Annotated in this window: 17 protein-coding genes; 11 read left to right on the top strand and 6 right to left on the bottom strand. The window is 35.5% G+C overall.

The genetic code is table 11. The annotated features are described in order from the left end of the window. The first annotated feature begins 124 nt into the window (after positions 1-124). Entirely contained in the window at positions 125-808 is a 684-nt protein-coding gene (locus tag IIF7_RS14205; protein ID WP_084842365.1) for a response regulator transcription factor, read from the top strand. Beyond that, entirely contained in the window at positions 808-1,893 is a 1,086-nt protein-coding gene (locus IIF7_RS14200; protein ID WP_084842364.1) for a sensor histidine kinase, read from the top strand. The genes IIF7_RS14205 and IIF7_RS14200 overlap by 1 nt, the downstream gene beginning before the upstream one ends. Here the strand turns inward: IIF7_RS14200 and IIF7_RS14195 are convergent. After that, entirely contained in the window at positions 1,825-2,883 is a 1,059-nt protein-coding gene (locus IIF7_RS14195) for a glycosyltransferase (protein WP_084842363.1), read from the bottom strand. The genes IIF7_RS14200 and IIF7_RS14195 overlap by 69 nt on opposite strands. A gap of 190 nt (positions 2,884-3,073) precedes the next feature. Between IIF7_RS14195 and trmB the strand changes: the two genes are divergently transcribed. From trmB to IIF7_RS14155, 8 genes are all read left to right on the top strand, one after another. Then, positions 3,074-3,748 carry a tRNA (guanosine(46)-N7)-methyltransferase TrmB gene (trmB, locus tag IIF7_RS14190; RefSeq protein ID WP_084842362.1) on the top strand — a complete coding sequence of 225 codons (675 nt, stop codon included), beginning with the start codon at positions 3,074-3,076 and terminating at the stop codon, positions 3,746-3,748. Positions 3,749-3,755: 7 nt separating this feature from the next. Next, the gene (locus tag IIF7_RS14185; RefSeq protein ID WP_084842361.1) at positions 3,756-4,379 is read left to right on the top strand and encodes a LysE family translocator; all 624 of its coding nucleotides are present in this window, start codon (positions 3,756-3,758) and stop codon (positions 4,377-4,379) included. Next, positions 4,376-4,717 carry an MGMT family protein gene (locus IIF7_RS14180; protein WP_084842360.1) on the top strand — a complete coding sequence of 114 codons (342 nt, stop codon included), beginning with the start codon at positions 4,376-4,378 and terminating at the stop codon, positions 4,715-4,717. Before IIF7_RS14185 ends, IIF7_RS14180 begins: the two co-directional genes overlap by 4 nt. A gap of 199 nt (positions 4,718-4,916) precedes the next feature. Further along, entirely contained in the window at positions 4,917-6,059 is a 1,143-nt protein-coding gene (locus IIF7_RS14175) for an Mrp/NBP35 family ATP-binding protein (RefSeq protein ID WP_084842359.1), read from the top strand. After that, entirely contained in the window at positions 6,060-6,302 is a 243-nt protein-coding gene (locus tag IIF7_RS14170) for a NifU family protein (protein ID WP_084842358.1), read from the top strand. It abuts the gene before it with no gap. A 126-nt stretch (positions 6,303-6,428) separates the two neighbouring features. Continuing rightward, positions 6,429-7,490 (top strand): NAD(P)/FAD-dependent oxidoreductase, encoded by a 1,062-nt coding sequence (locus tag IIF7_RS14165; protein ID WP_084842357.1) that lies wholly within the window; start codon positions 6,429-6,431, stop codon positions 7,488-7,490. A gap of 33 nt (positions 7,491-7,523) precedes the next feature. Further along, a complete protein-coding gene (locus IIF7_RS14160; protein ID WP_084842356.1) occupies positions 7,524-7,859 on the top strand; it encodes a 2Fe-2S iron-sulfur cluster-binding protein in 336 nt (111 codons plus the stop codon). An 89-nt stretch (positions 7,860-7,948) separates the two neighbouring features. Next, positions 7,949-8,653: a hypothetical protein gene (locus tag IIF7_RS14155; RefSeq protein ID WP_084842355.1), complete on the top strand. Its 705-nt coding sequence runs from the start codon at positions 7,949-7,951 to the stop codon at positions 8,651-8,653. Here IIF7_RS14155 and IIF7_RS14150 read toward each other — a convergent pair. Continuing rightward, on the bottom strand, positions 8,645-9,424 hold the full coding sequence (locus IIF7_RS14150) for a DUF3050 domain-containing protein (protein WP_176218966.1): 780 nt from the start codon (positions 9,422-9,424) through the stop codon (positions 8,645-8,647). The two genes, IIF7_RS14155 and IIF7_RS14150, sit on opposite strands and share 9 nt — an antisense overlap. A 119-nt stretch (positions 9,425-9,543) precedes the next feature. On the opposite strand from IIF7_RS14150, the gene IIF7_RS20870 reads away from it, so the two are divergent. Further along, the gene (locus tag IIF7_RS20870; protein ID WP_176218965.1) at positions 9,544-9,717 is read left to right on the top strand and encodes a hypothetical protein; all 174 of its coding nucleotides are present in this window, start codon (positions 9,544-9,546) and stop codon (positions 9,715-9,717) included. 58 nt (positions 9,718-9,775) lie between these two features. On the opposite strand, the gene IIF7_RS14145 is transcribed toward IIF7_RS20870, so the two are convergent. From IIF7_RS14145 to rpsB, 4 genes are all read right to left on the bottom strand, one after another. Further along, on the bottom strand, positions 9,776-10,951 hold the full coding sequence (locus IIF7_RS14145; protein ID WP_084842354.1) for an acyl-CoA dehydrogenase family protein: 1,176 nt from the start codon (positions 10,949-10,951) through the stop codon (positions 9,776-9,778). Positions 10,952-11,007: 56 nt separating this feature from the next. Then, a complete protein-coding gene (locus IIF7_RS14140; RefSeq protein ID WP_084842353.1) occupies positions 11,008-11,730 on the bottom strand; it encodes a tRNA1(Val) (adenine(37)-N6)-methyltransferase in 723 nt (240 codons plus the stop codon). A gap of 64 nt (positions 11,731-11,794) precedes the next feature. Then, entirely contained in the window at positions 11,795-12,622 is an 828-nt protein-coding gene (gene tsf, locus IIF7_RS14135; RefSeq protein ID WP_084842352.1) for a translation elongation factor Ts, read from the bottom strand. A gap of 90 nt (positions 12,623-12,712) precedes the next feature. After that, positions 12,713-13,516: a 30S ribosomal protein S2 gene (gene rpsB, locus IIF7_RS14130; RefSeq protein ID WP_084842351.1), complete on the bottom strand. Its 804-nt coding sequence runs from the start codon at positions 13,514-13,516 to the stop codon at positions 12,713-12,715. Between the last annotated feature and the right edge of the window lie 51 nt (positions 13,517-13,567).

Raw genomic sequence — 13,567 nt, 5'->3', positions numbered from 1 at the left:
GTGTTAACCGCAAATTAACGCTTTGTCATTTTAGTGTTATGTAAAGGTTACTAAATAAATGCTTAAATTGTAGGTTCAAATTAATAATTACATTTACCGCGTATTTGTTAAAATTTATATTAAAATGAAGAAAAAAGACATCCGTATCCTTCTGGTAGATGACGAACCAGATATCCTGGAGATCGTTGGTTACAACCTTTCTGCTGAAGGTTATCAGGTAATCACTGCTGATAATGGAGCAGAGGCGGTAAAGGTGGCTAAGAAGAAATCCCCACATTTAATTATACTGGATGTAATGATGCCAGGTATGGATGGGATAGAGGCTTGTGAACAAATGCGTAAAATACCAGAGTTAGACGAAACCATTATTACCTTTCTAACAGCAAGAGGTGAAGACTATTCGCAAATGGCAGGTTTTGATGCAGGAGCAGATGATTATATCACAAAACCCATAAAACCGAAAGTCTTAATTAGTAAAGTAAAAGCTTTACTTAGAAGATTTAGAGACGAAGAAGCAACCTCTAATATTGTAAAAGTAGGAGAGATTGTTATTAATAGAGATGAGTATAAAGTAGTAAAGAATAAAGAGGAGATGATTTTGCCTCGTAAAGAATTTGAATTACTTTCACTATTGGCTTCAAAACCAGGAAAAGTTTTTAAAAGAGAAGATATTCTGGATAAAGTTTGGGGTAACGAAGTTGTTGTTGGAGGACGTACCATAGATGTACATATTCGTAAATTAAGAGAAAAAATTGGTGACGACAGCTTTAAAACCGTAAAAGGAGTTGGTTATAAGTTTGTAGTTTAATGGCGAAAAAATTTAAGAAGTCCTACACATTTGCAATAAAGACCTCTTTATATCTTACCTTATTTTTAAGCGGTCTATGGACTGCTTTTTCTTATTTTTCAGGGAATTTTCATTGGTGGGCGCTACTGGGTTTTGCCGTGGTTTGCTATACTTTTTCATTTTTTACAACACAGTATAGGGTAGAGAATTTTATCTATAAAAGGATTAAGAAAATCTACGATGATGTATCTTTATTAGATTCCTCTACGCTTAGTCCCAATCAGGTAACCACAGATATGGCAACTCTCACCAAAGAGGTAGAAAAGTTTGCAGAGAATAAAAAGCTGGAGATCGAAACCCTTAAAGTAAGAGAGAATTACCGTAAAGAGTTTATGGGAAATGTCTCTCATGAGTTAAAAACACCACTTTTTACAGTTCAGGGGTATATTCTTACTTTACTGGATGGAGCGATGAAAGACAAAACTGTGCGTAAAAAGTATCTACAGCGCGCCAGTAAAGGAGTAGAAAGACTTATTTATATCGTAAAAGATCTCGATATGATCACCAAATTAGAAACAGGTGATTTGCATCTTTATATCGAAGATTTTGATATTGTAGAACTGATTCAAAATTCCTTTGATCTGTTGGAAATGAAGGCGGCGAAAAAGAATATAACGCTGACCTTCGATATGGAATACCAGGAAGCAATATGGGTAAGAGCCGATCAGGAAAGGATTCAGCAGGTAATTACCAATTTGGTGGTGAATTCTATTAAATACGGTAAAGAAGGTGGTACAACCGAAATTAGTATCGAAAATCTTATCAAAAATAAAGTTATTGTTAGGGTGACCGATAATGGTGAGGGGATTGCTAAAGACAATATTCCACGTTTATTTGAACGTTTTTATCGCGTAGATAAAAGTGGATCGCGTAAAGAAGGCGGCTCTGGATTAGGCTTATCTATCGTTAAACATATTATCGAAGCGCATACCGAAAAGATTTATGTAGAAAGTGTTTTTGGAGTAGGAAGTGAATTTTCATTCACGCTCGAAAAGAGCAAAGAGATCCCGGAAAGAGTGCTCGAAACTGAAACTACTGAAGCCTGAAAATTCATCTAAATTCTTTAATTTTTCCAAAGAAAATTCTTCTTGTTTACAAAATGGAGCAATGCCGAGTTTCTCACAACGCTCGGCAAGATATTCTTGTTCAAATTGCCCGGGAGTGGGAATAAAAAAAGCTTTCGCTTCAATTTTACTAAGATCCATAATCGTAGTGTAACCCGAGCGAGCAATTACATAGTTGCAACTATTCATGGCTTGCTGTAAAACCGCACCATAAAGATGGTTTCTAATGTTGATATTGGGGTTTTTCAGGCTAATTTCTTCCGAAGAAAAAACACCTCTAATAAATAGAATCTTAGCTACAGTATGTTCAAAAACCTTTAGTAATTTAAGTTCTAAAAATGTGCGTTGAGGTTCTGGGCCAGATAGAATGATTAGATAATCATAGACTTTTGGCCAGGAACGCTTCTCAATTCGGCTTAAAGGTCCAATATATTTTATTGCTGAAGTCGTTTCTTTTAAATGACCAAGTATGCCGCTTAGGTTTTTGCTTCCGGGCACATCAGGAACCCAACATTCGTTAAATTTCTGAATAAATTTTTGCTGAATTTTACTGCTGAAGTAGGTTGTGTTTCCTGAAAGCACATTTAGTTGATGCGTGATAAAGACGCTTTTTATCTTCTTATTTCTTACGCCCCAGCGATTATCTGAAATGATACCCGAAATTTGATAATCCTGGATAATTTTTTGGGTCATTTTTTTTTCAGCCTTAATCACACTTAAGATTCTGGGGCTGTCAAAAAGTAGTTTCCATTTTAGATTCGAAGGATCTTCAGTATATTTAATATTATAAGAAGGTAATTCAACACAAATAATATGTGGAAATTCTTTTTTTAGCAATCGCAGAGCATCACCATCTGATGCTAAAATAGGCTCATAAGAGTTTTTTAGAAGTGCTTTAATGATTGGGATGCATCGAGTCGCATGACCCAAACCCCAATTTAAAACTGCCACTAAAATTCGCTTTTTTTGCATTTTACAAATATAAATTTGTAGGTACTTTAATCGATTTTTTGGGATTAAAAAAACATCACTAAAGGTTTAAATCTCAATTTCAGTTTTCTAAAAGCTTGTGTTTGAAGACTGAAATTATACATTTGTAGCATTAACTTTGCTAAAAACTGAAATATAATTCTATAAATTTGCCGAAAATTAAATTTCGTCTGTGGGAAGTAAGAATAAATTAAAGCGTTTTAAAGAGAACGAAACATTTTCTAATGTTATTCAGCCAAAAAGAGAAGATCTTACCGAGGCTGAGTTTCAGTATAAAGGAAAATGGAATACTAACTTTTTTAAGAACGATCAACCAATCGTTTTAGAATTGGGTTGTGGTAAAGGCGAGTATAGTGTTGGGTTGGCGCAGGCTTTTCCAGAAAAGAATTTTATAGGAATCGATATAAAAGGAGCACGTTTTTGGCGTGGTGCCAAAACAGCTATAGAAGCCGGTTTAAATAATGTTGGTTTTCTAAGAACCCAAATCGAACTTATCGATTATGCTTTTGCTGAAAATGAAGTAAGCGAAATTTGGATCACTTTTCCAGATCCGCAGATAAAATATAAAAGAACCAAGCATCGTTTAACGAATACCGAGTTTTTACAGAAGTATAAAAAGATATTGAAGCAAGATGGTGTTGTAAATCTAAAGACCGATAGTGAATTTATGCATGGTTATACTTTAGGTTTATTGCATGGCGAAGGTCACGAAGTGCTTTATGCCAATCATCATGTATATAAAAACGAAGGTGCGCCAAAAGAAGTAACTGGGATACAAACTTTCTACGAAAAGCAGTATCTTGAAAAAGGAAAACCAATTACGTATATTAAATTTAGAATAAAATAAAGGGTTTTTGGAAGAAGCTAAGATTTTTCTCATCGTTTATTTTGCAGCGCTTTTCGGAGTATTGCCGCCAGGTTTAGTGAACATGACTGTGGCTAAAACCTGTATTGAGCGTGGTAAAAAAAATGGGATGCTCGTAGCAATCGGAGCTTCGGTTGTGATTCTTCTTCAGGCTTTTGTTGCAGTTTTACTGGCCAAATATATCTTTGAGCACGAATTTGTACAAAAGATTATGCTAAGGGCTGCCTTAGTGATATTCGTTATTTTAGGGGTTTATTTTTTTGTTCAGGCAAAAAAGAAAAAAGGAATGCCGGCGCATTCCAAGAAAAAGGAAAATAGCAGTTTGTATAAGGGAATGCTCATCGCGGCATTAAATATTTTTCCTATTCCTTATTTCTGCGCCATTGCTGGTGGGTTTAATGTAGGTGTTGGCGTTAGTTATAACTGGTTTAAAATTGTAGCTTTTGCAAGCGCAGCTGCTTTGGGTAGTTTTACCAGCCTTTATTTATATGTACTTTCCTTTATTAAAATTGAAAAGAAAGCAGAGAAATTCGCTAAATATTCCAATTATTTTATGGCTGCTTTAATGGCAGTTCTAGTGGTGATTACCATTGTTAGAATTTTGAATTCATGAGTGCGGTAGATAAATCTGGTTTTTTTGAACGGGTTTACGATGTGGCTGCGCAAATTCCTGAAGGTCGTGTAACTTCATACGGTGCTATCGCCAAGTATCTTGGTGCGGCTAAAAGTGCTAGAATGGTAGGATGGGCTATGAATGCTTCCAAAAATAGAGATGATGTTCCTGCACATCGAGTAGTAAATCGAAACGGAATTCTTACCGGTAAAAGCCATTTTGGAGGTTCTAATGCCATGCAGCAATTATTGGAAGCTGAAGGCGTACAAATTCACGAGCTGAAAATCCTTAATTTTGAAGCTATTTTTTGGGATCCTATTATCGAGTTGAATTCGTAGTTTTAAGAAAAATCTTTCTGTAAGGTTTTAGATTTTTGCTACACTAAATTTGTAATGTTTTCAATTCAGAAAAACTGAATTACTTGTGTTTATGATATAATAGATCAATTCTTTATAAATGCTTCGTGTTCTTAGCATTTCAAAGTATATTTGCGTTTAGAATCGATCTAATTAGAAGATATTCTGACTAAAAATTTTTATGAAATTAGATAGAAAAGAAATAATCAAAGCATTAGAATCTATTAGTGTTGCCGGTGAGGGCAAAAACATGGTAGAAGGTGGTGCTTTGCAGAACGTTATGACCTTTGGAGACGAGGTTGTTGTAGATTTAGTATTAAGCTCGCCAGCGCTTCATATAAAAAAGAGAGCTGAAGTAGATGTGATGAAAGCTATTCATGAGCACGTTTACGAAAAAGCTAAAGTGAAAGTAAATATAAAAGTTGAAGCACCTGCAGCCGAGAAAAAAGCTCCTGAAATTAAAGGAAAACCAATTCCTGGAATTAAGAATGTAATTGCGGTTGCATCAGGAAAAGGTGGTGTTGGGAAATCTACAGTTACAGCAAATTTAGCAGTAACTTTATCTAAAATGGGCTTTAAGGTTGGAGTTTTAGATGCCGATATTTACGGGCCATCTGTGCCAATTATGTTCGATGTAGCGGCAGAGCGACCTTTATCTGTAAATGTTGACGGGAAATCTAAAATGAAACCTGTAGAGAATTACGGAGTAAAAATTCTTTCTATCGGATTTTTCACAAAGCCAAACCAGGCCGTGATCTGGAGAGGGCCTATGGCTGCGAAAGCATTAAATCAAATGATTTTTGATGCCGCCTGGGGAGAATTAGATTTTCTTTTAGTAGATCTACCTCCTGGAACAGGAGATATTCACCTTTCTATTATGCAATCTTTGCCAATAACAGGAGCAGTTGTGGTAAGTACACCACAAAATGTTGCTTTGGCAGATGCTAAAAAAGGTGTAGCAATGTTTCAGCAGGAAAGCATAAACGTACCTGTACTGGGTATTGTTGAAAATATGGCGTACTTTACCCCACAGGAGTTGCCGAATAATAAATATTATATTTTTGGAGAGCAGGGAGCTAAAAACCTTTCTGATGATTTAAAGGTGCCATTTTTAGGAGAAATTCCTTTGGTGCAAAGCCTTAGAGAATCTGGTGATATAGGTCGTCCTGCGGCACTTCAGGAAGAAACTCCTTTAGAGGAATCTTTTAAAGAGATTACCAGAAATATGGTTCAGGAAACGGTAAACAGAAACAAAAGCTTACCTCCAACCGAGGCGATTAAGATCACCACAATGGCTGGATGTAGTGCGGTTAAAACTAAGTAAATGACAAGCGAAGAAGTAAAACTTAATGTAGAAAAGGCATTAGCCGAAATTCGTCCTTTTTTAGAAAGTGATGGGGGCGATATCTCTTTGGTTGCGATTGAAGACGACCGTTTGGTAAAAGTACAATTAGAAGGTGCTTGTGTGGGTTGTTCAGTAAATCAAATGACTTTAAAATCTGGGGTAGAAATGACGATAAAAAAATACGTTCCGCAGATAGAAGAAGTAATTAATATTCAAAAGTAAATTACCCTAAAATAACACTAGGGGTAATTATTAGAAAATAATTTTTGTTTTCCGGATGCAATAGAGATCGATATTAGATGAAATAAAAATGAATTTTCGAGTAGACTTTAAATTAACCCAAGCAGCATGATTAAAACAGATATGATAATTGTTGGTGCAGGGCCAACAGGACTTTTTACTGTTTTTGAGGCAGGATTGTTAAAATTAAAATGTCATCTTATCGATGCCTTGCCACAACCTGGTGGGCAATGTTCAGAAATATATCCTAAAAAACCAATATATGATATCCCTGGTTTTCCGGAGGTGCTTGCAGGAGATCTTGTGAGTAATCTTATGGAGCAAATCAAATCATTTGAACCTGGATTCACCTTAGGAGAACGTGCTGAAACTATCGATAAACAAGACGATGGGAGTTTTATAGTTACTACAAATAAAGGAACTAAGCATCATGCGCCGGTTGTTGTTATTGCCGGAGGTTTGGGAAGTTTTGAACCAAGAAAGCCGCCTATTGCGAATATTGCAAATTTCGAGGATAAGGGTGTGGCGTATATGATTAAAGAACCAGAAGTTTATCGCGATAAAAAAGTTGTTATTGCCGGAGGGGGAGATTCTGCCTTAGATTGGGCTATTTTTCTTGCCGATGTGGCTTCAGAAGTTTCTTTGGTTCATCGTAGAAAAGAGTTTAGAGGAGCTTTAGATTCCGTGGAAAAGGTTGAAGAATTATCTAAAATCGGAAAAATAAAACTTATTACTAATGCAGAGGTTGTTGATCTTAAGGGAGAAGACAATCTTGATGCTGTAGTAATTAGACATAAGGATACCGCTTTGGGCGAAGAGATTAAAGAAACCAATTATTTTATCCCATTGTTTGGTTTATCTCCTAAACTAGGGCCAATTGGTGATTGGGGATTAGAAATAGAAAAGAATGCGATAAAGGTGGATAATACGTACGATTATCAAACCAATATTCCAGGCGTTTATGCTATTGGAGATGTAAATACATATCCTGGTAAATTAAAGCTTATTCTTTGTGGTTTTCATGAGGCAGCAATTATGTGCCAAAGTGCTTATCAGCGTATTTTTCCAGATAAGAAATATGTGATGAAATATACCACTGTTAGTGGCGTAAATGGTTTCGACGGAAGTAGAAAAGAAGCCAAAAAAGAAGTTGTTAAGAGTATAAATTAGTAGTAGAAGCATCAAGCTTCAAAATATTGAAACATGTCTGATATAAAAATTACCATCATCGACAGAGAAGGTGAAGCGCATACTGTAGACGCACCTACAGATATGAATATGAATTTAATGGAAGTAATCCGTTCTTACGAACTTGCTCCTGAAGGTACCGTAGGTATTTGTGGGGGAATGGCGATGTGTGCCTCTTGCCAGTGTTATGTGCTTAATTTAGAGCATATGTTGCCAGAGCAAAGTTTTGAGGAAGAAGATATGTTAGATCAGGCATTCTTTGTAGAAGATAATAGCCGTTTAAGTTGCCAAATTCCTATTACAGAGGATTTAGATGGTTTAGAGGTTAAGCTGGCGCCAGAATCAACCTAATTTTCAAAAAATAAATTTGACTTAAAAATACCCAATTTCGGGTATTTTTTTTGTTTCAAAGGTATTCTAATTTTAAACAAACTTAAAATATGAAAGCTCTCTCGAAAATTTCAAAATTAGTTTGTTTTGTTTCTGTAATTTTTTTTGGTTTTAGTGTCTCTGCGCAATCTATAGGTGAATATGGTGAGAAAATAAGACCATTAAGAATAGGAGTAAAAGTAGGATTCCCAAATATCGTTGGAGGGAATGTAGAATATGTTACTCCGCTTTTTAATAATCGCCTTGCTGCCAATGTTGAATATTCTAATATCAATTTTGGGTTTTTATCTGAATTTTTAAGCGATGATGTTGAAGAGGATAATAATAGTCAGGATCCAGATGTTAAGTTTAGTTATTTTGAAGGAGGATTAAATTATTACCTTTTTAAACCGGGCAAGGGGCTTTATGTAGGGGCAAGTTTTAGTAGTTTAAATTTTGATGCTACAATTTACGATTATCAGCCAGAAATGTATGGAGATGTGCAGAGTTACGAAGGCACTGCAGATATAGATTTTACGCACAATTCCTTCAATCTTAAATTAGGAGCTAAACTTGGAGGTTTGTTTTACTTTAGGCCAGAAGTGGGTTATGCCTTTAGTTCTTATCCAGAGGATATCGAATTCGATTTTACATACAATGGCGAGACTAGAAGAGAATCTGAAAGTTTTGATGAACTTTTTGCTGCAGATGAGGCTCCGCAAAGTTTATTATTTGATGGATTAATCTTTAATATTGGATTCGGGTTTTCATTTTAGTATTTTTTCTTCCTGAATTTCCTTTTCAATACCATCCCATAATTCAATCCTTGCGGCTAAAGCTTTTTGCGCTACAGCTTCAACCTCCTGCCATTTTTTGGTGTCATTACCACAAAGATGTGCAATCATTTCAAAAGCCATGGGCCCATGCTCATCGTCGTCTAGTTCTATATGGCGATCAAAGTAATATTTGAATAATTGAAGGTCTTTTTCAGGAAAATTCTTCTGAATATTACCAATAATAGAGGTAAACATGCCTGGTATTAATCCTTCTCTTCCAAAAGTAAAAGCAGAAGCGATTTTATGTGGTTTACCTTCAGAAATAGTTTCAAAAGTAAATTTTAAGAATTGCTTGATACTCCACGGTAAATCGCTTGCCGCGATAATTAAATAAATATCTGTGCCGTGAATTACCTGGTCTAGAAACTTATTGATTTTGGTGGTATTTGCACCTGCTTTTTCCATAGCATCAATATACATTTCATAATGACTTTGGTGTTTTCCGTAGAAATTAACATCGGTTTCCTCGGCTAGTACAATTTCATTGATTAAATATCTTGTTTCAGGATCGCCTACAGGAAACCACGGATTTGTAGTTTTGGTAAGACTTTGTTGCAAAGCTTTTAGTAAAGACATAAAATCCCAAACTGCAAAAACATGATGCTCCATAAATATCTGTAATTCTTTGGGAGAAGTCACTTTTGCATATAAGGAGTGGTTTAGTAAAGTTTCTACCTGTGGTTTTAGAACTTTATTGATGTCTTTGATCATAGCTTCACTTAAATTTGCTGCAAAAATAGTAGCTAGCTTAGGGATTTTAAAATTATAACAGTCTTTTTAAAGAATGTTGGTAGCAAATTTCGGTAATTCTCTTTAAATTGAAAGGTATTATGATTGGATTAACTCATTTTCATATCATTATTTTTTATTCTGAAAAATCTAAAGATTTCCTTAGGATAGACGGAGTTGTGCCTAAAAAGGAAGTGAAATTGAAAAAAGAATGTTGTGAGAAATATAAAAAAGGCAAGCGTTGTAAACGTTGCCCTTGTTTTGATCTTTTATAATTAAGAATAAGTTTTAAAAAATTATAGTCGATTTTATCGAATTTCAACATGAATTTTTCTAGAAGGCCGAATGTCCTGTGATATCTAGTCCTGTAATAAGAAGATGGATATCGTGTGTACCTTCATAAGTAACTACGCTTTCCAGGTTCATCATATGGCGCATAATGCTGTATTCTCCTGTTATTCCCATCGCACCTAAGACTTGTCGTGCTTCACGAGCGATTTTTAGGGCCATTTCTACATTATTTCTCTTAGCCATAGATATTTGTGCCGAAGTTGCTTTCCCTTCATTTCTTAAGCTTCCCAGGCGCCAGGCTAATAATTGCGCTTTTGTGATTTCAGTGATCATTTCAGCTAATTTTTTCTGCTGAAGTTGTTTTACGGCAATTGGTTTACCAAACTGTATTCTTTCTTTAGCGTATCTTAATGCAGTGTCATAACAATCCATTGCAGCGCCAATAGCTCCCCAGGCAATCCCATATCGAGCTGAATCGAGGCAACCAAGTGGTGCGCCCAATCCGTTTTTATTAGGTAAAAGATTTTCTTTTGGGATTTTTACATTATTAAAGATTAATTCTCCGGTAGCACTTGCTCTAAGGGACCATTTGTTGTGAGTTTCTGGTGTAGAAAAGCCTTCCATGCCTCGTTCAACTATAAGTCCGTGTATTCTACCCTCTTCATTTTTAGCCCATACTATGGCGATGTCTGCAAAAGGAGCGTTAGAAATCCATAATTTAGCTCCATTAAGTAAGTAATGATTTCCTTCATCTTTAAAATTGCTAAGCATTCCGCTGGGATTTGAGCCGAAATCGGGTTCAGTTAAACCAAAACATCCAATTAATTCTCCAGAAGCCAATTTAGGAAGATATTTCTTTTTTTGTTTTTCAGATCCATAAGCATAGATGGGATACATTACCAAAGAAGATTGTACAGATGCGGTAGAGCGTATGCCACTATCGCCTCTTTCAATTTCCTGCATCATAATGCCATAAGAAATTTGGTCTAGACCAGCACCGCCATACTCTTCAGGAATATAGGGGCCAAAAGCACCAATTTCAGCTAAGCCTTTTAGTAGTACTTTGGGAAATTCAGATTTCTGAGCGGCATCTTCTATTATTGGGCTTAATTCTTTTTTAACCCACGAACGAGTGGCTTCTCTAACCATTTTATGTTCGTCGTTCAGTAAATCATCAAGATTGTAATAATCTGGCGAAGTAAAAAGATCTGGTTTCATGTGTACAGTGTAGTTTCATTAAATGTAACCAAGTTTTTACTAGGAATCAATAGAAATTACATTTTCAAGTAGAAAGGAGAAACGAGATTTTTATACTCTTTGGTATATTGGTGTCTGTCGTGTTCTATAATTAATTCGTCTTTTGCTGTTTTAGTTGAATTGATATTCAATAGAATTAGACATCTTTTTATTTCTGCGGTTGGAGAGCCTTTTACGTATGTGATCTTTTCTGGAAAAAGACCGAAATTTTTAGCGATATCCAGAAAATTTTCTTCCTGATTCTTTGGGATAATTACGGCTAATTTCCCTTTTTCAGATAATAAATAGGTTGATCCTTCCAGTAAAAGCTTGAATGGGAGGGCGTCCTGAAAACGAGCGATATCGCGTTCTTCTGAAGTGGTTTTGTAATCTGAATTATAGAATGGAGGATTGGATATAATTAGATCATATTTTTCTTCATCTTGCATTTCTTCAACAAACTCACCAAATTCGGCATGATAACAGAAAAGACGATCGCCCCAGTCGCTTTGTTCAAAATTTTCAACGGCTTGTTCGTAAGCATTCTCATCGATCTCTAAGGCATCGATAAGTTGTGCAGATGAGCGTTGAGCCATCATTAAAGCGATTACGCCTGTGCCAGTGCCAATATCTAAAATACTATTTGTATTTTCTGGAATATCGGCCCATGCGCCTAAAAGTACACCATCTGTGCCTATTTTCATGGCGCATCGATCCTGCTGTACTTCAAATTGTTTAAATATAAATGGTTTTTTAGACATAGATTTAAAATAAAAAAACCGCCTCAAAAGAAGCGGTTTTTATAAATATATTTTTCCGAAGAAATTATTCTCCTAAAGCAACTCTTTCAAAAGCAACAACACTAAGATCTGAATCTACAGATTTTACATATTCTGCAACACTTTGTTTGTTGTCTTTAATGAAAGCCTGGTTTACTAAAGTGTTATCTTTAAAGAAACGCTTAATTTTACCTTTAGCGATGTTATCTAACATCTCTTCTGGTTTTCCTTCAGCTCTTAATTGATCTTTAGCGATCTCAATTTCTTTTTCGATAGTAGTTTGATCTACACCTTCTTCGTTAAGAGCAACAGGATTCATAGCAGCAGCTTGCATAGAAACGTCTTTTGCAGCTTCTTCAGCACCTTCTACATTTTTAGAAAGACCAGTTAAAACAGCAATTTTGTTACCAGCGTGAATATAAGAACCTACGAAAGGAGCTTCTAATGTTTTGAAAGATCCGATCTCGATTTTCTCACCTATTACACCTGTTTGCTCAGTAAGTTTATCCTGTACAGAGATACCATTGTAATCTGCAGCTAAAAGCTCTTCTTTTGTAGAGAAATTAAGGGCTAGGTCTGCAATATCGTTAGCTAATTTTACGAAATCATCGTTTTTAGCCACGAAATCTGTTTCACAATTTAAAGAAATAACAGCACCTTTAGTAGCATCTGCATTTACTTTTGAGATAGCAGCACCTTCAGAAGATTCTCTATCAGCTCTTTTTGCAGCTACTTTTTGTCCTTTTTTACGAAGAACTTCGATTGCTTTGTCAAAATCACCATCAACTTCAACAAGAGCTTTTTTACAGTCCATCATTCCTGCTCCTGTCGCTTTTCTCAATTTATTTACTTCAGCGGCGGTTATCTTTGCCATAGTTGTTTTAGTTTTTAATGAATAAGTCGCTTAGTTAATTTGTAAAGAAAGAAACTAAACGACTCATATAATTTACCAAAATGTTATTTTTTATTCTTCTTCGTTAGAAGCGTCTGCTGTTACAGTTTCTGGTTTAGATTCTGCTTTATCAGCTTTCTTAGTGGCTTTTGCCTCTTTATCAGCTTTTTTAGAATCTTTGTTAGATTTTCTGTCAGATAAACCTTCTACGATAGCTTCTGAAACATAAGAAACTACTTTGTTGATAGATTTAGAAGCATCGTCGTTAGCAGGAATTACATAATCCACTTCACGAGGATCTGAATTCGTATCTACCATAGCAAAAATTGGAATGTTTAATTTTTGAGCTTCTTTTATTGCGATGTGTTCACGAGTGATATCTACAACAAATAATGCACCTGGAAGTCTGGTCATATCTGCAATAGATCCTAAGTTTTTATCTAACTTAGCTCTTAAACGATCTACCTGAAGACGTTCTTTTTTAGAAAGAGTATTAAAAGTACCGTCTTTTTTCATTCTATCGATAGAAGCCATTTTCTTAACAGCTTTACGGATAGTAACGAAGTTGGTAAGCATACCACCTGGCCATCTTTCTGTGATGTAAGGCATGTTTGCTTTGTCAGCTTGCTCAGCTACGATTTCTTTTGCTTGTTTTTTGGTAGCAACGAAAAGTATTTTTCTGCCGCTAGCTGCTATTTTTTTAAGGGCTTCACCAGCCTCTTCCATTTTAGCAGCACTTTTATATAGGTTGATGATGTGAATACCATTACGCTCCATATAGATGTAAGGAGCCATGTTTGGATTCCATCTTCTTGTAAGGTGTCCAAAATGTACACCTGCATCAAGTAATTCTTTAACTTCTACTTTATTTGCCATTTTTGTAATAGTTTACTTTCTGTTGAGATAGCAACAACCAGGTGGCTACTT

This window comes from Zunongwangia atlantica 22II14-10F7 (assembly GCF_002094855.1).
GTDB classification, from domain to species: domain Bacteria; phylum Bacteroidota; class Bacteroidia; order Flavobacteriales; family Flavobacteriaceae; genus Zunongwangia; species Zunongwangia atlantica.
The sequence above is the reverse complement of the archived record's forward strand: the minus strand, read 5'-3'. Positions and strand labels throughout refer to the sequence as shown.